Source organism: Spiroplasma taiwanense CT-1 (assembly GCF_000439435.1).
Lineage (GTDB): Bacteria > Bacillota_I > Bacilli_A > Mycoplasmatales > Mycoplasmataceae > Spiroplasma_A > Spiroplasma_A taiwanense.
Window position 1 is genome coordinate 583,886 of sequence record NC_021846.1, and the last position, 19,881, is coordinate 603,766.

29 protein-coding genes are annotated in these 19,881 nt (G+C 21.0%); 3 read left to right on the forward strand and 26 right to left on the reverse strand.

The window, feature by feature from the left end; translation table 4 throughout:
• Positions 1–8: 8 nt before the first annotated feature.
• From STAIW_RS02955 to STAIW_RS03025, 14 genes are all read right to left on the reverse strand, one after another.
• On the reverse strand, positions 9–1,469 hold the full coding sequence (locus STAIW_RS02955) for a hypothetical protein (protein WP_020834365.1): 1,461 nt from the start codon (positions 1,467–1,469) through the stop codon (positions 9–11).
• A gap of 17 nt (positions 1,470–1,486) precedes the next feature.
• Positions 1,487–1,888, reverse strand: coding sequence for a transcription antitermination factor NusB (locus STAIW_RS02960; protein WP_020834366.1), 402 nt, complete (start codon positions 1,886–1,888; stop codon positions 1,487–1,489).
• A gap of 35 nt (positions 1,889–1,923) precedes the next feature.
• Positions 1,924–2,823 carry a lipoprotein gene (locus STAIW_RS02965; protein WP_020834367.1) on the reverse strand — a complete coding sequence of 300 codons (900 nt, stop codon included), beginning with the start codon at positions 2,821–2,823 and terminating at the stop codon, positions 1,924–1,926.
• Positions 2,824–2,922: 99 nt separating this feature from the next.
• A complete protein-coding gene (locus tag STAIW_RS02970; RefSeq protein ID WP_020834368.1) occupies positions 2,923–3,828 on the reverse strand; it encodes a deoxyribonuclease IV in 906 nt (301 codons plus the stop codon).
• A gap of 166 nt (positions 3,829–3,994) precedes the next feature.
• Positions 3,995–4,885 (reverse strand): riboflavin kinase, encoded by an 891-nt coding sequence (locus STAIW_RS05675; protein WP_020834369.1) that lies wholly within the window; start codon positions 4,883–4,885, stop codon positions 3,995–3,997.
• Positions 4,886–4,889: 4 nt separating this feature from the next.
• Positions 4,890–5,165, reverse strand: coding sequence for a hypothetical protein (locus STAIW_RS02980; protein ID WP_020834370.1), 276 nt, complete (start codon positions 5,163–5,165; stop codon positions 4,890–4,892).
• An 887-nt stretch (positions 5,166–6,052) separates the two neighbouring features.
• Positions 6,053–6,325 carry a hypothetical protein gene (locus STAIW_RS02990; protein ID WP_020834372.1) on the reverse strand — a complete coding sequence of 91 codons (273 nt, stop codon included), beginning with the start codon at positions 6,323–6,325 and terminating at the stop codon, positions 6,053–6,055.
• A 52-nt stretch (positions 6,326–6,377) separates the two neighbouring features.
• Positions 6,378–6,725, reverse strand: coding sequence for a hypothetical protein (locus STAIW_RS02995; protein WP_148285975.1), 348 nt, complete (start codon positions 6,723–6,725; stop codon positions 6,378–6,380).
• A gap of 349 nt (positions 6,726–7,074) precedes the next feature.
• Positions 7,075–7,518, reverse strand: a complete 444-nt coding sequence (locus STAIW_RS05985) for an ATP-binding cassette domain-containing protein (RefSeq protein ID WP_084676585.1) — start codon at positions 7,516–7,518, stop codon at positions 7,075–7,077.
• A 39-nt stretch (positions 7,519–7,557) separates the two neighbouring features.
• Complete coding sequence (locus tag STAIW_RS03005) at positions 7,558–7,740, reverse strand: hypothetical protein (protein WP_020834375.1); 183 nt, start codon at positions 7,738–7,740, stop codon at positions 7,558–7,560.
• Between the two features lie 2 nt (positions 7,741–7,742).
• Positions 7,743–8,081 carry a hypothetical protein gene (locus tag STAIW_RS03010; protein WP_020834376.1) on the reverse strand — a complete coding sequence of 113 codons (339 nt, stop codon included), beginning with the start codon at positions 8,079–8,081 and terminating at the stop codon, positions 7,743–7,745.
• A gap of 2 nt (positions 8,082–8,083) precedes the next feature.
• Complete coding sequence (locus tag STAIW_RS03015; protein ID WP_020834377.1) at positions 8,084–8,269, reverse strand: hypothetical protein; 186 nt, start codon at positions 8,267–8,269, stop codon at positions 8,084–8,086.
• Positions 8,270–8,461, reverse strand: a complete 192-nt coding sequence (locus tag STAIW_RS03020) for a hypothetical protein (RefSeq protein ID WP_020834378.1) — start codon at positions 8,459–8,461, stop codon at positions 8,270–8,272.
• The gene (locus STAIW_RS03025) at positions 8,436–8,765 is read right to left on the reverse strand and encodes an ATP-binding cassette domain-containing protein (protein WP_041618851.1); all 330 of its coding nucleotides are present in this window, start codon (positions 8,763–8,765) and stop codon (positions 8,436–8,438) included. Before STAIW_RS03025 ends, STAIW_RS03020 begins: the two co-directional genes overlap by 26 nt.
• A 28-nt stretch (positions 8,766–8,793) precedes the next feature.
• Here STAIW_RS03025 and STAIW_RS06875 point away from each other — a divergent pair, with 28 nt between their 5' ends.
• Complete coding sequence (locus STAIW_RS06875) at positions 8,794–9,423, forward strand: hypothetical protein (protein ID WP_041618852.1); 630 nt, start codon at positions 8,794–8,796, stop codon at positions 9,421–9,423.
• 39 nt (positions 9,424–9,462) lie between these two features.
• On the opposite strand, the gene STAIW_RS03035 is transcribed toward STAIW_RS06875, so the two are convergent.
• On the reverse strand, positions 9,463–10,041 hold the full coding sequence (locus tag STAIW_RS03035) for an ABC transporter ATP-binding protein (RefSeq protein WP_020834380.1): 579 nt from the start codon (positions 10,039–10,041) through the stop codon (positions 9,463–9,465).
• 230 nt (positions 10,042–10,271) lie between these two features.
• On the opposite strand from STAIW_RS03035, the gene STAIW_RS03040 reads away from it, so the two are divergent.
• The gene (locus tag STAIW_RS03040) at positions 10,272–10,910 is read left to right on the forward strand and encodes a hypothetical protein (protein ID WP_020834381.1); all 639 of its coding nucleotides are present in this window, start codon (positions 10,272–10,274) and stop codon (positions 10,908–10,910) included.
• A 40-nt stretch (positions 10,911–10,950) separates the two neighbouring features.
• On the opposite strand, the gene STAIW_RS03045 is transcribed toward STAIW_RS03040, so the two are convergent.
• From STAIW_RS03045 to STAIW_RS03090, 10 genes are all read right to left on the reverse strand, one after another.
• A complete protein-coding gene (locus STAIW_RS03045; protein WP_020834382.1) occupies positions 10,951–12,339 on the reverse strand; it encodes a glycoside hydrolase family 1 protein in 1,389 nt (462 codons plus the stop codon).
• A complete protein-coding gene (locus tag STAIW_RS03050; protein ID WP_020834383.1) occupies positions 12,329–12,538 on the reverse strand; it encodes a hypothetical protein in 210 nt (69 codons plus the stop codon). The genes STAIW_RS03045 and STAIW_RS03050 overlap by 11 nt, the downstream gene beginning before the upstream one ends.
• 51 nt (positions 12,539–12,589) lie before the next feature.
• On the reverse strand, positions 12,590–13,927 hold the full coding sequence (locus STAIW_RS03055) for a PTS transporter subunit EIIC (RefSeq protein WP_041618853.1): 1,338 nt from the start codon (positions 13,925–13,927) through the stop codon (positions 12,590–12,592).
• A gap of 38 nt (positions 13,928–13,965) precedes the next feature.
• The gene (locus tag STAIW_RS03060; protein WP_041618854.1) at positions 13,966–14,814 is read right to left on the reverse strand and encodes a PTS glucose transporter subunit IIA; all 849 of its coding nucleotides are present in this window, start codon (positions 14,812–14,814) and stop codon (positions 13,966–13,968) included.
• A gap of 89 nt (positions 14,815–14,903) precedes the next feature.
• Entirely contained in the window at positions 14,904–15,434 is a 531-nt protein-coding gene (locus STAIW_RS03065; protein WP_020834384.1) for a hypothetical protein, read from the reverse strand.
• Positions 15,424–15,651, reverse strand: a complete 228-nt coding sequence (locus tag STAIW_RS03070) for a hypothetical protein (protein WP_020834385.1) — start codon at positions 15,649–15,651, stop codon at positions 15,424–15,426. The genes STAIW_RS03065 and STAIW_RS03070 overlap by 11 nt, the downstream gene beginning before the upstream one ends.
• Before the next feature lie 37 nt (positions 15,652–15,688).
• Positions 15,689–16,033, reverse strand: coding sequence for an MATE family efflux transporter (locus STAIW_RS03075; RefSeq protein ID WP_236608514.1), 345 nt, complete (start codon positions 16,031–16,033; stop codon positions 15,689–15,691).
• A complete protein-coding gene (locus STAIW_RS03080; protein ID WP_020834387.1) occupies positions 16,006–16,923 on the reverse strand; it encodes an MATE family efflux transporter in 918 nt (305 codons plus the stop codon). The genes STAIW_RS03075 and STAIW_RS03080 overlap by 28 nt, the downstream gene beginning before the upstream one ends.
• An 89-nt stretch (positions 16,924–17,012) precedes the next feature.
• Entirely contained in the window at positions 17,013–17,306 is a 294-nt protein-coding gene (locus STAIW_RS03085; RefSeq protein WP_020834388.1) for a hypothetical protein, read from the reverse strand.
• Between the two features lie 22 nt (positions 17,307–17,328).
• Positions 17,329–18,015, reverse strand: coding sequence for a hypothetical protein (locus tag STAIW_RS03090; protein ID WP_020834389.1), 687 nt, complete (start codon positions 18,013–18,015; stop codon positions 17,329–17,331).
• 112 nt (positions 18,016–18,127) lie between these two features.
• Here STAIW_RS03090 and plsY point away from each other — a divergent pair, with 112 nt between their 5' ends.
• Positions 18,128–18,928 carry a glycerol-3-phosphate 1-O-acyltransferase PlsY gene (gene plsY, locus STAIW_RS03095; RefSeq protein ID WP_020834390.1) on the forward strand — a complete coding sequence of 267 codons (801 nt, stop codon included), beginning with the start codon at positions 18,128–18,130 and terminating at the stop codon, positions 18,926–18,928.
• Between the two features lie 13 nt (positions 18,929–18,941).
• On the opposite strand, the gene STAIW_RS05680 is transcribed toward plsY, so the two are convergent.
• Positions 18,942–19,643 (reverse strand): MBL fold metallo-hydrolase, encoded by a 702-nt coding sequence (locus tag STAIW_RS05680; protein ID WP_020834391.1) that lies wholly within the window; start codon positions 19,641–19,643, stop codon positions 18,942–18,944.
• Positions 19,644–19,881 lie beyond the last annotated feature (238 nt).

The following is a 19,881-nucleotide window of genomic DNA, read 5'->3' on the forward strand; positions in this document are numbered from 1 at the left end:
ATAAATTTTTAATTAATAAATTCAATTTCATTTAAGCAATTTTTAATTTTAATATATAAAAAATAAAAATTCATTAAATCCTGTTTTGAAATTTTTTTACTTTTTAAATCCATAATTAATAAATCTTTTTTACTTACTAAAAATTCCATTACTTCTCTGATATTTCTATTATTCATTTTCTTTTTAAAGATTTTATATTTTTTACTATCAAAATTTGTAGAAGTTAAACTTATTTCATTTTTAACTTTATCAAATAAATTTATAAAACCATTAAATTCTTTTATAATATTTTTTAAATCGTTATTAAAATAAAACTTCTCTTCTTTAGTAATATGATCAATAATACTAATATTTTTATTTTTATCGTGTTTATTTGATTGAGAAAATTTTTCTGCTTCTCCAAAAGTAACTGTTTGTAAAAGATCTTGTGTATCATTTCTTTCACTTGTATTAAATTCATCAATAAGAGCTTTATTTTTATTATCAGAAATAATATCTGATCAATATCTTGTTAATGTATTTGTAATTTCTGTTTTCTTTTCTTTAATTATTAGTTTTTTAACAACTTTTTTATTTACATTTAAATTAAAATCAGAAATATTTTTAAATTCATTTAATGTTAATACTTTTAATAAGTTAAAATATTTATTTTCACCAACTATATAGATTGGACATTCATTTTTAATTATATTATAAAAAATGTTTAAATTATTTAACATTGCGGTCTTGTAATAAGATTTTTGTTCTAAGTTATTTAAAAAAATAAAAATAGTTTCTTCATTAAAAGTTTGACTTATTTTTTTCAATTTTATTTTTAAATATTCTTCATCGTATTTAATTGGTGTATGAATAAATTTTTCTAAACTTGATATGATTTTTTTATTAAAAAAATCATATCAAATTGATTTAAAATCAAGTTTAATTCCCCTAAATTTATTTTCTGTAACTTTATTAAATAATTCTTCATCATATTTATAAAAGATTCTTTTTACTTCTTTAACATATTGTTCTAAATTTTTTGAAAATTTTATATCTTTTAAAAAATAATCGGCATTGTATCAATCCAAATTTCTTATAAATACATTTAATTTTAAATCTTTTGTAATATAATCAATTGCTTTATTAACTTCTTGATCATTTTTTAAAATAGGTTTTGCAGAAATAATTACAATATTTTTAAAAACTTTTTGCTCAATTTTTTTAGAACAATTTTCTAAATAATTTGTTATTAATTTATAATTTTTTAAACTAAAAATTGTATTTTCAAAATTATTAATGTAGCTTAAAGAAATATATTCACAAAAAGCATTTGTTAAATAACTTTTTTTATCAATATCATTAATTTCAAATTTAATTTTATAAATAAAATTTTTAAATTCTTTAAACATCATTTCTTTTATTTTATACTTTTCAATATTATTAAATTTCTGAAGTTCTTCTTTTAATTCTAATGGATTATTTAAACTCATATTACGAACCTTTCTAATTAAATAATTTTATCTAGTAAACCATTTATAAAATTTGTATCTCAACTTGGAAGATACTGTCTTGTTAATTCAATACTTTCATTAATAACTATAGCTTTTAAAGTAATATTATTTTTTATTTCATAAGCTCCATTTATCAATATTGCTTGAATTATTTTTGGAATTCTATTTCAATTTCAATTATTTTCTAATAAATTTGAAACAATTTCAATTAATAAGTCTATTTGTTCTAATAAATTAAATAAAAATTCATTTTGATTTTCATCTATTGATTTTAATTGAAAACCATCTAATATTTCTTGTTTAATTTTATCAATATTATTATCTAATAAAAAAAGGCGATAAAGTATTTGAATCGCTTTTTTTCTTCTATTTTTTAGTTCATTTATCGATTTTTGCATAATTTATTGCCTTTCTTTATTAAATTTTTAAAGAACTATTTTTTTTGAAATTGAATCTTTTTTTCTTCTGTTGTTATACCAAGAACAGTTGCAAGTTCAACAATTTCACCATTTTGTAACTTTTTAAAAAAATCCTTAAATTCCGTATTCTTATTAGCACTTATAATTCAATTAATAAATTGTTGTTCAGGACTTAAAAGAATATAGCCAGCCTTGACTTCTCCTTTAATTGAATAATTTTCTCAAGATACTCTCCTTTCAAAAAATAAATTACTATTTTTTGATTGTAATGTTTTTAAAATACCTTTAATAAATTTTAATGATGTTGAATTTTGTATTAATTCAGTACCATTGCTGATATTTGCCCATGTTACTTTTGAAGATAAAAAATAACTATCTAATTGATAAAAACCATCTGTAAAAGTAAAATTATTAAAATCAAATTCTGAATTTAATGTTGGTATGTTTGTTATATTTATTGGCAATTTTGAACTTTCACTAGTTTCAGTTTTATTATATGTAAAATAAATAGTTTTATTTGCTTGTTCATTATTATATTCTGTAAACTTTGAACCTAAGTAGCTAATTAAATCATTTTCAACATCTAAATTATTACCGTTTGAATAATAAAAATTAAATTTCAAATTTTTAAATTGATCTTCTTCCACCAAATTATCTTCATTTTTAAATCTGTAAGCAATTAAATTTTTTAATAAATTTTCTAATTTAGTTTTATCTAAAGTTACCTTATTATCATCTCCAAATTTAGCAATATCAAAAATACTAATTGTTTTAAATTCTTTAAAATCTCAATATTTTTCTATATCAGATAAAGTTTTAAAAGTATTATCTACTGGTGTAACACAACTTATAATTTGAGTTGCTGGAGTTAATGTAATTGTAAAACTTGATAATAATATTAATAATTTTTTCATTTTTTCACCTAATTTACTATTATTTTACATTATTATAGTAGTATTTTTTCAATAATACTTTTAAAATAACACTTTTTTTAAAGAAATAAAGTAAAAAAGTTACTTTATTTCTTTATCATTAAATGGATTTGTAAATTTTTTTTCCTTTAACATTTCTATTTCAACCTTATAAGGACTTGTTTTTGCATCAAGTCAAGGAGTTTCAAGCAAAATTGGAATTTCTTTAAATAAGGGGTTGTGAACTACCTTACAAAGTGCATCAAAACCAATATATCCATAACCAATATTTTCATGTCTATCTTTATGAGAAGAAATTGAATTTTTACTATCATTTAAGTGAATAGCCATTAATTTTTCCAATCCAACAATATTGTCAAATTCTTCTACAACTTTATCAAAGTTATTTTTTACATCATATCCTGCATCATGCATATGACATGTATCAAAGCATACTCCAACTTTTTCTTTTTGTTCTACTAGATCCAATACTGTTTTGATTTCTTCAAAAGTGATACAAACTTCAGTCCCTTTTCCAGACATTGTTTCTAATGCTATTTTTACTGGTGAATTTGGCAATTCTTTATATACTAAATTTAAGCCTTTAGCAACACTTTTTAAAGCATCTTCTTTTAATGCCCCAACAGCAGCTCCTGGGTGTAAAACAAGTAAGTGAACCCCAATTGCTTCAAGTCTAATTAATTCTTCTTTTAATAGTCTTACACCAAAATCAAAAGTTTCTTGTTTTACTGTATTTGCTAAGTTAATTGTATATGGACCATGACAAATTACTTTTGTAATATCAATTTCGTTTTCAATTAATAATTCTTTAAATTCTTTTATATTTAATTTTTCAGTTTCTGTTCTTCGAGTATTTTGTGGTGCTCCTGTAAAAAACATTAAAGTATTTGCATTGTTTTGGATTGCTTCAAGTGCACTTCCAACTAAAAATTTTCCAACCCCGTTCATTCCAACATGGCTTCCAAGATAAAAATCAGGTTTTTTCATATTTTTCACGCTCTTTCATTTCTAGTTTGATTATAGCAAACTAAAAAGAGATTATATAATCTCTTTTTAACACCATCAAAATTAAATGAAATATTACCAAAAAATAAAAAAACAAGTAAAAACTTGTTTTCTAATATACGATAAATATTTTATTTGACCTATTTACCTAAAATTTTAACATTTCTATTTTTTTAGTATTTTCAATATCTAATGCTAACATTTCTTTTAATTCTTCAAGATCATTTACTTTAACATTTTCTCTTAATTTTTTAAAAGGAGTTATAACTACTTTTCATCCATAAATTTCTTGATCAAAATCAATTATATTTGTTTCAAAAACAAGCTGATTTAATTCATTTGTTCAATAACAACCTGCTCCTAGAAAATGTTTTTTTAAGTGATCGATATAAACGTCACAAACATATACTCCTGGTTCAACTAATATTTTTTGAGGAGTAATTAAGTTAATTGTTGGAAAACCAATTTGTCTACCAAGTTGTTTACCGATAGATACTCTACCTGTAAATTGATAATAGAAATTTGTTTTTTTCTTAAACTCATTAAAATCACTATTTTTAATCAAAGAAATAAGTTCTTTACATTCTTTTTTTTCTTTAAAATTCCCAACAATTAAAGCGTTTTCTTTTCAATTATCTTTAATAAATTTTGTTGTAAATTTAGGTTCTATTTCACTTTTAAAATCCTCTGCAATCATTATTTTTTCAATACTCAAAAAATTTGAAATATTATCAAATAATTGTTGTTCTGTCATTAAATTAAACATTGGGTTTATAAAATAAAATAAAATTAAATCAATATCAACTTCATTTGCTTTTTTTATTAAATTTTCTTGATTTCATAATCCAAAATTCAATTCATCTTTAACAAGAACAAATAAAGTTGATTGCAAATTTTGCTCTTTTGCTTTTGCTTTTAACTCTTTAATTTGATTATCTTCAAACTCATTTCAATTCTCAAAATCTGTAATTAAACCAATTGATGGTTTTAGATGTACCATTATTAAAGTCATATTATTATAAAAAAAAGATTGAACCATATTTTTATTCCTTTTCCTCTTTTTTTATTTTTTTAATTTCACTTATAAATCTTTTTTCTTCATCTTTAAAATCAAAATATAAGACTATTCTTGATTTAAATTTTTTCACTCTTTTTTCATTCATTATAAATTTTGTAAAACATTTTGTGCATTTATAAGAATTATCTCTTTTATCAACTGCAATTTTTAAATGAATGCATCTAGAAATTCCTTGTGTAACATAATATTTTTGAATTTCCCATTCTAGATTTTCATCTAGATCAAATATATAATCTCTCATATTTCCAACTCACTTTTTAATATTTTACCATATTATTTGTAACTAACAAAATTGATTACTTATTATGCTACAATACTTTTTTACTAAAAATCATACTAAATAATACTGATTAAATTATTAATATTTAAAATTTTTCTTATTTATTTTTTTTATTATTATTGTGTCAAGCATAATAAAAATAAATGAATATATAAAATTAATTCTATAAGTTCAATAATTTGAAATAACTAAAGGTTCAACTTTTGTGTAGTTCATAAAAATAATATTTAAAAACGGTAAATACATTATTGTATTTTGAATATAATAATTGATATTACTATTTAAAATAAGTTGTAACATTTTAAATAGTATTGAAAAAATAAAAATTGAATATGAAATTATATAAAACCAGAACAATTTATTAGTTCTAATTTTAAAATAAAAAGCAAGCAAAACAAATATTCAATATATAGTAGTTAAAAAAATAATAGAAAAAACAATTCATAAATTAAAAAATCTTTATTAAATTGATAATCAGCTGCATATTTTCCTATAATAAAAATAAAAAACATAAATATTAAAGTTGCTGAAATAATTATTAAGTAATTTATAAAAAATTTATTTATAAATATATATAAATTATTATTTTTTTTAAAAAATTGTTATAGTTTGTATTATTAAGTTCGATTGTTATAAAAATTAATATTGCTCCAATTAAAAAAAGTGAACTAGACAATACACCAAAAATTTTTAAATTATTTATTCCATCTTCAAATACAATATATAAATAAAAAGTATTAACATCAGAAACAATGTATGTAATTAAAAAAATAATTATATATTTTTACCATTTATCAAAAATAAAGTTTCAATTTAATTTAAAATTTATTTTTAAAAAAATATTTTTCTTAAAAATTATTTTCACTAAAGTCTGAGTTTTTTGCTCTAACACAAAGACAAATCTCCATTTTTGTATATAACCCATTAACATGATAAACATTGTTAAATACAGTTGCAATTTCTAACATTGAAAGTCCTAACACTGCGCCAATAGATATTCCAATCACTGGAATTTGTGTAAGACCATTTAATATTTCTAGTATTTCTGCTAATCCTGCTCTTCCAGTGTATAAAAATCTTCAATAGAATTTATTAATTTTTCCTCAGCTTCAAAATTTCATAAACCAATAATAACTTCATATCATTGATATCTTGTTATATATTTATAACCTTTTACATTTCATTTTTTTCATAAGTTCATCTTGTATTAGTTCAATCAAAATTATTAATTAATATTTTAAGTACTTCTTTTGGTATTGCTAAATTTATTAAAATATTTATTGTTTTTTTAGTTAATAAATTCAAATTCAATATTTCATCAATTATTTTTTGATCATTTTTATATTTATATAAAAAATTTAAAATTTTATAATTTTTTTCTTTTGTTAAAATACTCATTTCATTAATAAAATTATCTTTATAATCATTAAGCATCAAAATTTCTAAATTTTTATTTATAAAATTTAAATTATTATAAAATTTTTGATTTTTTAAAATTTTTTCACTACTTTTATCAAACAAATCTTTTTTTATTTTCACAGGAAAATTATTGCAGCTTACTATTGTTAAAGTACTAGAACTAAATAAACCAATAGAACAGACAGTAGATAATAGTTTTTTTCATCTTTTTTCTCCTTAAAAGTTTTTAAAAATTATTATTTATAAATTAGTAATTACTATTAGATTTTTATTTTGATACAAAATACTTTATGTTAATTCAAGTTAATAAAAAAATAATTATTTTTACCCTTTTTCTCCTTTAATCAACATTTTTATATTATTTTTTTTATAAAAAAAATCAATTTTATTTAATTATTTTTAAAAAAAACTAATAAAATTAACTTAAGTCAATTATACTATCAATTAGTTTTTAATTTTCTTCTGTAAAATTAGGAGAAACCATAATTGCAGTTTTACCTTTTTGAGATAAAACTAATTTTTCAATATCATTTTTTTTAATTGAATCCAAATTTGCAGTTAATTCATCTAAAATAAGTATTTGCTTTTGATTATACATATTATAGGCAATTGACTGTTTAAATAGGTAAATATTTTGATCAATATAATCAATTTTATCTCTAAAACTTAAAAAATTATTTTGATTTATTTCAATATTATTTGCAATCAAATTACCATTTTCAATATCTACAATTCCAACAATTGCTTTTAATAAAGTTGACTTACCAGATCCACTTGTACCTGTTATTAAATATTTTTTGTTTTTTAAAAAATTATAATTAAAGTCTTTAATTATTTTTCTATCTGCAATTGAAATATCAATATTTTTTAATGAAATATCATTTATTACTTCTAATTTTTTTGATTTAGAAAATTCTTTTTGAGTATAATTAAATTATTTATTTAAATATCGCCCATTTTTTATTTGTCCAAAATAAATCCCAGAAGATATTACTAATGAAATAAAGGCTTCACTAACAGAAGACATTAAAATAACGTTTGCAATACTTAATCCCCCATTTAAATAAAGATAAACTACTGCTGCTAATATTGAAGCTGAAAATAAAACGACAAACATTTTTAAAGGAATATCCACAATTCCATATATTTTTGTAAATTTATTATAATTTTTTTATCTAATTGATATGTTAAAGTTATTTTTTCTTTAAATTTTTTTATTCTATTTCCAAAATAAAATACTTTTATTCCTAAAAGAGTTGACATTAGCCCATTTACATAAATTCCATAATTTTGAATATATTCAAAAATAGCTTTATTAAATTTTTTATATAAAATATTTGAAACTAAATACATTATTAATGCAAAAGCTAATAAGATTAGAAATAATACTCAACTAATTGTTAGTAATGCAGCACTATAGCTAATAGCACTTGCAATTATTCCAATAAAACTAAACAAAGTTATATAAATTTGTCCTGAAATTGTTGGAACATCGATACTATAGTGATTAACAATTTGACCAACTTCTTTTTTATTGTTTGAGTATAATCAAGATTTATAAATTGCTTTGTAACTCTTTTTCTTAAATCAAAATTAATAAGTGAAAGTGTTACATCTTGAAAGTATTTTGCAATAACTTTTGCCATTTATGCTCCAACTCAGATTCCAATAATAATATAAAGTTGAGTTCAATTAATATTTGTTTTATTTGTTTCATCAACAACAGTATATAAAAATTTTAATTGATAAATAGAAAAGAAATCAACAATGGATGAAATTAATAAAACAATTATTATTAAACTAAATAATAATTTAGTTTTCAATGATAATGTTTTCATTTTCTTTTATTCCTTTAAGTTCTATTTGTTTATCAATTAATTTTAAGTTTTCACTTGTAAAATCATGTGAAATCATAATTACTGTTAATTGTTTATCTTCTAATATTAATTTTTCAATTTCATTTTTTGTATTTGGATCTAAATTTGCAGTTGATTCATCAAGTAATAAAAATTTTTTATCACTATATAAAGCTTTTGCTAAAGCAATTCTTTGTTTTTCTCCCCCACTAATTTTTTGACTAATTCCCCCAATTTGAGTTTCTAAACCTTCATTTGAATTCTCAATTAAATAATCTAATTTCACTTTTTTAATAATTTTTTCAATTTTATCTTTGTCGTATTTTTCAGGTAATGCAATATTAAATGCAATTATTTCATCAAATAAATATATTTCTTGTTATATATATTCAATATCCGATCTTAAATTTATTAAATTCTTTTTTTTAATTTCTTTTGAATTTATAAAAACTTCTCCATTATTTATTGGAAGTAATCCAATAAAAGAATTTAGTAATGTTGACTTTCCAACACCACTTTTACCTGTTATTAAATATTTTTTATTTTCTTTAAAAGTAAAAGATAAATTTTTAATTATTAATGAGTCATTTCTTTTTATAGAAATATTTTTAAATTCTAAAGTTTTAATTTTTCATTTACTAATGTCTTTAATTTATTCATTATTTTTCATTTTAAATTTTAAAAATAAATCTTTTGAAGATTTAAAATTTTGAATATTTTCAAAAATACCAAAAATATTTGTCGAAAAAGTTATTGCAGTTAGACTTATTGAAAGTAAAACCCCAATTTGTACAAGATTAAATTTATATAAAAAAACAACAATTAAAAACATCCTAATAATTATTGCTGTTTTAAAAAATGATGTAAAAAATTCAATAATATTTTTTTTGACTATTATCTTTTTGTTCAACATTCATTTTCTCATTTGAATGTTTATAAATTAATTTTTCATATTCATCAATTTTATTTGAAGAATAATAAATTTAATAACCTGAAATTACATCAACTAAATTATTTTTATAACTTTGGTTACCAGTTGATATAGAAATATTTATCTTGTTTAGTAATTTTGAAGAAATTGTTAAAATAACTAACAACATTAAAATTGAAATTAAACCGAACAAAGATAATCATGGACTAAAAATAAACATTGTTATTAAATTTGCTAATAATAATGTAGAAAAATTAAATATTTCAAAAATAGCACCATATCTATCTTTTGTTAATACATCAAGATCGTTTGAATATCAAGAAATAAAAATTGCAGAATTTATTTCTTCAATTTCACTATAAGATAAATTTAAAATTTTATTTGTAATACGAACTTTTATATTTTCTCTAAATAATGTTTTTACTTTTATAACTATATAATAATTTAAAAAATAAAAACAAAATCCAATAATTGAAGTTGTAATAATTATTGAAACTAATATTATAATTTCTTTTGTATTATAATTTCCTATTTTACTTAAATTTGCCATAAAATAAGTAGAAACAGAAAAAAAGCCAGCACTTAAAATTATTGTAAGAATTGCAATAAAAATTCAAATTTTCATTTTCATTTTTTCTCCCTTCAATAAAATAGTGCTAAATTATTTAATTTAGCACTAGATACTACTTAATAATTATAATAACTAACCTTGATTTAATCATAAAATCTCACTTTCCTTTTAAAATAAATATATCATAATTAAAAAATTTTATTTATCTTTAAGTAATACAAAAGAAGTTTTATTTTTTTAAAAAAAATACTTTGCAAATGATAAAATTTTATTGATTACAGGAGAGAATAATGTTTGAGTTTACTTTAGTGGATATAATTTCATTAGTTACAGGAATTATAAGTTTAATATTAGCAACTTTTATCTCAATATGAATTTATAGAAAAGATGACTTTAAGGATTTTTATAGAGAATTTAAAGAAAAGTATTTTTTTACTTTCAATAAAAATTTATTAAAAGAAATTAATGCTTATATAAATATTAGTGAAAAAAATAGTGAGGAAATTGATTCAATTGAAAATCAATTAAATAAAATTTTATATTTTCTAAGTTTTTTAATTGAAAATAAAAAAACTATTAAATCAATTTATAACAAATATAAAAAACATATTAAAAATCATTTGAAGAAAATGAAATTTAATTCTTTTAGTATTAGAACAAATAAATCAACTAGACAAATTACTCTAAATAAAATTCCAGATACAGAAATGGATTTTTTACAAAACTTTAAAGATAAAAAAATAAATGAAATATTTAATAATTTTAATAAAATATATAATAACCTTTTCAGTATTTTTATTGATAAAAATACTGAAAAACAAAAACTGGATCAAACTATACAAGTTTTAAGTTTTTTATCTAAAACTGAACCAGATATTATTTTAACAATTCTTTGAATTTTTAAATTATCAAAAGCTGTTAGTGATTAAAAAAACCTTACTTTTGTAAGGTTTTTTTAATCACTCAAAATTATAGACCATTATTTTCAATCACTTTTTGATATCAATAAAAACTTTTTTTTCTATATCTTTTTAAATCTTTTAGATCATCATCAGTTCTATTTACAAAAACAAAACCATATCTTTTTTTAATTCCTTCATGAGTTGAAACTAAATAAATTGCACTTCATGGATTATATCCAATTAATTCAACTCCATCATTAATAGCTAATTTTAATTGTTCAATATGTTTTTGATAATAATCAATTCTATAATCATCATTAACTTTGTCATCAATTAATTCATCATATCCACCAATTCCATTTTCTGTAATGATTAAAGGAAGTCTATATCTATCATAAATTTCTCTTAATGTTGTTTTTAATCCAATTGGGTCAATTTCTCAACCAAATTGAGTTTTTTGTAAATTTGGATTATATACTTGTCTGTATACTCCTTTGATTGATCTCACTTTTTGTTGATCTGTTAGAGTTTTAAAATTATCATTTTCATATGACATTTCAGCAGTTCCAGAAGCATAATAATTAAAAGCAATAAAATCAGGTTTTGATTTTTTTAAAATTTCTAAATCTTCTTTATAAATTTCGAACATAGAATTGTGTTTTTCCAAATAATTTAAAACAAATTTATTGTATATTCCAAAAATATAACAGTCTAAATAAAATCAATTTCTAAATATTTTCATATTTAGAGCTGCGATTTGATCTTCAGGTTTATTTGTATTGGGATATATTGCAGCAATGTTTGGAGCTGAACCAATTTTTCCATTTTTTACAGTTTGATGGCATATGTCCATTGCTTTTGCTTGTGCTAACATCATATGATGATTTACTTGATAAGTATTTTTTAATCTCTCTTTTCCTTCACCAAATTTAACACCAACTATTTCACCAAAAATAATCATTACATTTTGTTCATTTATAGTTAATCAGTATTTTACTCTATCCCCAAAATTTTCAAATAGAATTTTTGCATAATTTGCAAAATGATCAATTGTCTCACGATTTAATCAACCTCCATTTTTCTCAAGTTCATTTGGTAGATCAAAGTGATACATTGTAACAATAGGAATTATATTATATTTTAATAGTTCATTAATAATATTATTATAAAAATTAATTCCGTCTTTATTTATTTTACCAAATCCTTTTGGCAAAATTCTTGTTCAAGAAATTGAAAATCTATATGATTTAAAACCCATTTCTGCCATTAAAGCAATATCTTCTTTTCAATTATTATAATGATCTGAATCTACTTTAAAATCAGTTGTTCCATTAGGTATATTTTTTCTAACATCTTGAATTAAAGGACCTTTTCCATCACTATCCCATCCTCCTTCAAATTGATAAGCACTTGTCGATGCTCCTCATAAAAAATTTTTTGGGAATTTATTTGACATTTTGTTTTATCTTTCTATTTTCTTTAAAAAATTTTTTAAATATAAAATAATCTATTTCCTGTTCTTTAATTACTTCATAACTAATTTCCAAATTATTAATAGCATTTTGATAAGTTAATAAAATATTTTTTAATAGTTTTTCATCTATTATTAATTTTGAATTTTCTAATAATGTTTCTATTTCTGATATTATTTTCATATTAAATGTTTTATAGTTAAGAGTTACTTCATCAACTTGTTTAGTTAATTGTTAAATCTCTAATTTTATTTTTTCAAATTTTTCATCTCTTTGATAATTATTATAATTTGTTGCAAGTAAATTATATTTTTCTTTATTAGTTTCAATATTTTTAATTGCCCTATTATAAAGTTTATCCTTATGAGTTGTAAATATTTCATTCGTTCTTTGTAATTTAATTTCTTTATTTGAAAGAGAAATTAAATTCTTTTCATATAACTTATAATTATTTTCTAATTTAATTTTATTTTTTATATTTTCTAATTCTTTTTTTAAATTAATTATTTTAAAATCATTTTTTTCAATATTATTGCTTGAAATTATTACTTTAAATAATAAATTGCTTACTTTATTAAATTCTTTGACTTCAGATTTTCTGTCAATATATAAAATAAATGTAATTAAAAATGCACTTGTAATTGAGATTGCTGATGCAATTAAACCCATAATTAGATTAGAATCAAGTCCTAAACCAATATATGACATTACACCAGTTCCAGTTCTTGAAACTTGATGAACATCTAAAATTCCTCCCACTGTTGCCCCAATTAATGCTCCAAAACTACCATACAAAAATGGTCAAAATTTTCTAAGATTTACACCATAAATTATTGGTTCTGTAATTCCAAAAATAGAACCAGGTAAACCATCAAAACATGCTTGTTTTATTTTGTTATTTTTTGTTCTTATAGCAACAGCTATTGTTGCCCCAATTTGTCCCACAATTGCAATTTGAAGTGCTGCATACATTACTGAAGGTTCAACTGGAGTTTGAGTCATTGGTAAACTTATTGCAGTAACAACAGCAACATGAGTTCCTGTTAATACTAAAGTTTGTCATAACATTGCAAATATTCCAAGTCCTAAACCATAAGGGATTTTTTCAAGTAATATTACAAATTGTGAAATTAATTGTTCAATAATTCTAAAAAATGGTCCTACTGTAAACATTATTATAATAAAACTAACAAATACCACAAATGCAGTTCTAAAAACAACATCAATAGCTGAAGGCATTCATTTTTTAATTCATACATTTAAATAATGAACTAAAAATCCTGCAGCAATCATTGGAAGTACAGTGCTTTCATAAGATTTTATTGAAATAGAATTACCAAGAAATGTGAATAATACTCAACCTGCACCAAATATATATCTACTTGTTAATAATAAGGCAAGTAATAGTGCCATTGAAGTTTCACCTTTTAAATATTTCACAGTACTATATAGAAATGCAACACCAATTAATTCAATTCCTACTCTTGATCCTACATAAAATAAAGCACTTGCAATATCATGATTCATAACTTCTGATGGACTTGCTGGGTTTTTTAAAACACCCGAAACCACTAAAATAGCTTGTAATCCCCCAATTATTCCAGTTCCAATTAATAAAGGAATAGTTGGAAATAAAATTGATGTAATAGCTGGTGCAAGTTTTTTCTTAAATGGAATTTTTTTATTTCTTCTTTAACATCTAAATTATTTTCAATAATATTTGAACATTCTTGCCTAACTTTATATACTTCTCCCCCAATTATTATTTGCAATTCCTGACCAGCTCAATTTATTCCTTTAACAATTGAAATATTTTTAATTTTAGTTTCATCAACAAGATCTTTATTTCTAATTTTAAAACGAAGTCTTGTCATGCAATTATAAAAATTTGTTTGATTTTCTTTCCCCCCAATTGCAGATAATATTTTTTGAGCTGTATCTACATATTTATTTATTTCTCTATCCATTTTTACAAGATCACTTGTATTAACTTCTTTTCTTTCAAAATCAATTTCAAAAAGCAAATCTCCTTGTTTTACTGTTTGATTTATTTTTTTTAGATTTATTTTATATTTTTTAAAATTTAAAGTTTCTATTAAAATAGATGTTTCAAGTGAAATATGACTAGATATACTACTTTTATCTAATTTCATTATTTCACTTTTTTTAGAAACTTTATCTCCAAGTGTTTTTAGTAATTCAAAAGGTTTACCTTCCAAATTTACTGTGTCTAAACCTACGTGAACTAATAGGTTAAAATATTTATTTGAAAAATAATATGCATGTTTTGTATCTGCAATTAATTCAATTTTTGCATTATCAAGAGGACTTGTCATTATATTATTTTCTGGAATAATAAATACACAATCTCCAAGTGATTTGGATGCAAATGCAGAATCACTTATTTCTTCAATTTTTTTGACATAACCATCAAATGGTGAATATACATTTACTTTCATTTTTTACCTCCTAGTTTTAATATAATAGGTGTAGAAAAAAATTCTATATAAGAAGCAAAAAAGTCTAATACTTTCCAAAAAGAGAAATATTAGACAATCATACTTTGTAAAGTAAGTAGTATATAGTCAATACATATTTTTCTATATTTAAAATTAATATATTTTTCATTATTATAAATAACAAATTTATCATTAAATAAATTTATTTTATTGGATTGAGATTCTGAACTAATTATAAATAAATTTTCTTTTTTACAGTCTTTATTTAAAAAATTAATAAATTCTACTAAAAATGTATTATCTTGGCCAGCAAGTAGCAATAAAACAGGTGTATTTTTAATATTATTAGCAACAATCTTATCTGATATTATTCGAATTTCTGAAAATAAAACTTCTATACCAATTTCTGAAAAAATATCATTTGCATATTTTGCACAAGGAATAAGTTGATAAGAAGAAACAATTATTATTTTTTTTGTTTTAATTATTTTTTCTATCAATTTTTGTGAAAAATCATTATTTTTCAAAATTAAACTATGAAAATAATCAAAAATTGTTTTATTAAGTTTATAAGATTCATTAAAATTTTTTTTTAGAATTATAATATCTTTAATATTCATTTTTTAAAGAAAAATTAAATTCTCTAAAACCACTAAAACCTAATTTTTTTGCAAATTTTGTAAGTACACTTTCACTTACAAAGCACTCTTTTGCAAGTTCAATTTGATTTTTAAATATTCCTGTATTGTAATTTTTCAATATTATTGTTGCAATACTTTTATATGAACTTTTTGAATTACTTTTAGATAAATCAACTAATAATTCTCTTATATTCACAATAATTCCCCATTCATTTTTTTAATTTAATACTGATTTAATGCCCAATTAAATTATCAGTTTGTTGTTCACCAATTTTATGAACATATTTTGTTCATTTTCCATTAAGTCATCGTATTACATATGTAATTGATCTTGAAACTGGATCTGTAATTAAAGTTAAGTAAATTAACAATAACCCTCAACCTTCAAGAAATTCAAAACCATAAACAACAAGCATAGGTAGACCAACCATCCCTATTCCCATTGTTATAAAAGAAACAAAAATTGGATATCACAAGTCACCAACACTTCATAAAGCTCTTAGTAAAGTCATATTGACTGTATCAAATAAAATTTTAATAGCATAAATTGTTAGTAAAGATATTCCTCAAGGCATCAAGTATTTTTAGGTCCCATTAATTCTAATAAAGGTCAACTCAAAGCAATCATTATTACATTTGCAATTAAAGTTGCATAAATTGATGCTTTTCAACAATTAATTGCAACTTCATATGCACCTTGCTTATTATTTTCTCCAACTTTTCGAGCAACAAATACACTTGTAACTGTTCCCATAGCTTGAATAAAAGCAGAAGAATATTGGCCAATGCTTGTTGCACTTCTATGTAACACTAGTCATGTATCGTTTCCTGCATTTGGAGATAAATGGGCAATTGCAGCTCCTGTTCCAAAATTACATAAGTTTCAAACACCCATTTCAATTGTAACAACTGTACTTTTTTTCATTGATTGTAGTCCTGCAATAAATACTTGAGGTAAAGACATCATTATTAATTTTATATTCATATATCTATAATAATCTGCAACAAATTTTAGTTCATTTGGTTCTAAAATAACATTATTATAGATAATTTGTGTATTATTGCTTGCACCCATTAAATAACCAATTTCATTTGCAGCAGCTTCTATTGAAATAAAAATTACACCTGTAATTGTAAAATTTACTAAAAGTCCTGTAACAACAACTTTTGAAACTTCTTCTTTTTTTCCTTGTCCAATTAAGTTTCCAGCAACAACAATTGCTCCTGTTGCAATTAAACTTGGGATAAATTGTAGAGTATTATAACTTAAAGTTGCTTTTGCAACAGCACCAGCATAAACTTCATCTTTATAATGATTCAAAGCAATTAAATTTATTTGAGAAATTAAAATATTAAAAAGCAATTGTATAAAAATTGAAATTGCCATTATGGCAATATCTTTTACATTATCAATTTTATAAAAAGGCGTCTTTATTTTTTCAAAATGACTTACTTTTTTAGTTTTCATTCTTTTTTCCTCGTTACAATTATTTTATACAAAAAAAAGTTTTAATAATAAAACTTTTTAAATTATAGTAATTATTTTAGAAATTTCTTTTAGATATTATCAATTTTTTTCTTAATGATTTGAATTTCTAATTCAAGATATATTAAGTTTTCTTTAACTTTTGCTAAATTATGATAATTTTTATCATTTGTTTTTCTTTTATTTAAATGAATTTGATAAATTAATAGTCCAAAACCTGGAATAAAGTATCATCAAAATAAATTTTTTTTTAACTTTTTATTTACTTCTTTTTCTTTTTTGAAAATATTTTTATATTCAATTTCTTTTTCTTTTAAATTATTTTCTAAATCAGGTTTTTTCATATTATTATATTTTTCAAACATTTTAAAATCCCTTTTCTCTCTTTTAGTTAGATACCAATGCTTTTAAAATCTCATTTATTAAATTATTCATTGATTGAAAAATTATTTTTAATTCGTTTGTTTGAGAAAGAAACACTGATTTATGTGCTTCAATTCCTACACCCTCTAAACTTGAATAAATATTTTTTGTATCCTGAATAAAATGTACCATTTTTTCAGTTGCTTCTAATTTTTTTGTAAAATCAGGATTATAAGTCATTTCAATAAGAATCCTTTTTAATTCTTCAACAAATTTTTTATTTCAAGATTCAACATCAAAATCTTGAATAGATTTTAAATAATCTTTATTAAAATAATCAATTTGAGCTGCAAAAAATTCTGAAATATAATCCATAAATATCATTCCTGAATCTGTTATTGAAATATCTTCTTTAATATCATTACAATAACCTATTCATTGAATAACTGCATTATTAAAATAATGATATCTTTGTAGTAAAAGAGTTAGCATTAAATTAAAATCCATTGAAGATGATTCTTGATATTTATTAAAGAAATTATCAAGTCCTTCAAGTAATGTTTTACTGTCTTCTGTTTTTGCAATTGCTTCTAATTCTTCTTTTTGTTCCTGACTGACTTCAAAGTCAGGAGAAGTAATAAAATTTTTAATATCCTTTTCATAAAACTTGAAAATTATTTTTCTAAAGTCTACTAGTTCAATTAATTTCATAAATTTCCTCCATAAATAATTATTATAAATAATTTTAACTCATTTATTTGCATAATACTATATTTTTATAGTATGATTATGATTGTATAAGAACAAGAGAGGGAGAAAAAATATGTATTTAGGTACTGTTTTAGCCTCTATTATTGGTTATTTTATAGGAAGTTTTAGTTTCTCAATTACAATTGTCAAATTTAAAGCTAACAAAGATGTTAGAGAATTTGGAAGTAAAAATGCAGGAGCAACAAATGCAAGTAGAATAATTGGTAAAAGTTGGGGTGTTGCAATTATGTTGTTGGATTTAACAAAAATCTTATTTACAGCAGTTGTTGCAATGTTAATTAATTTAATTCCCTCTGATTTATTTAATCAAACAAGCTTTATTATTCCAGGAATAATTGCATTAATTGGTCACTGTTGACCAATATATTACAAATTTAAAGGTGGAAAAGCTGTTAGTTGTTTTTTTGGTGTTTTACTTATTAGTAATCTTATTATATTTGCACTATTTTTTATTTTATTTATGATTTTACTTTTTACAACAAGAAAAGTAAGTATTGCCTCACTTTCAAGTGCTATTATTGCAACAGCTTTAATATGAGTACCTCAAATTTCAGGAGGTAATCAATTTATTTTTAGTGGTTATGACTTTTTTTATCAAGTATATGAAAATAATTTTTATGCAGTTTGATTTAACAAATTTCATGATTTAAGTGTAGACAATAAATTTTATGATAGCTTTATAACAATTGATATTGTTGTTACATTAGCTTTATTTCTGTTACTTTTTAGACACAGAGAAAATATAATAAGAATATTTAAGGGCACTGAACCTGCCTTTTTAAAATCAAAAAAAGAAAAAAAGAAATCAGAAATTTTAAAAACAAATAAAGAAGATATAAAAATGATCAATTAAAAATTGATCATTTTTATATTTCAAGATAATTTCTATTTTCTTCTTCTAATAGTTTTATATAATATTTTTTTAATATATTTTCTTCTTCTAAAATATTTCTTATTAAAAATCCATATTTATGATGACCTGGAAATATTGAATATTTTTTTGAAAATGACTGAAATAATCATTTCATTGTTCTTAAAATTTCTTTTTCCTTTATCTTATCGTTTTGGCTAAGATTAAGTCCATCAAATTCATTATAAATTAAATCTCCAATAAATAAACAATTTAATTCTTCAAAATCAAATATTAAACTTCCATTAGTATGTCCAATTTTTAAATAAATATTAATGTTATAACCATTTATAAGAGTTTTTATATCATTTGAAATAACTTTTAAATTCTTAATTGGTTTTGCAGCATACAAATCAATTTCTTCATATAATAAACTTGTATTTTTTCTTGGATCAAATAAAAATAATAAATCATCTTTACTAATATAAACATTAGGGTGATTTTGATTTTCACAAATTTCATTAATACCATAAAAATGGTCAAAATGACCATGTGTAATAAAAATATCTGTTATCTTAATATTTTTTTCTAAAATAAAACTTAAGATATCAGTATAAGAAAGATAGCAAGTGTCAATTAAAATTCCTTTACCCTCTTCATTATAAATAAGAAAAGAATTAGTGTTCTTAAATTTCTTGCATGAAAAGATTTGTATCAAAATATACTTCCTTTCTTTTAGCAAATATATATATTGTTTCCCTTTAAATTATATATAAAATAAAATATTTTACAATAAATAATTTTTTAATGGTTGTATAAAAAATGTGGGGGTTTTATTATTATAAATTTGTAATAAATAAAATATTCAGTTTTTGCTTGATTTAATTATAACTCTATTTTATAAAAAATATTTAAAAATTTAAGGGTGTATAACTTAAAGGTAGGGAATGGAAAAT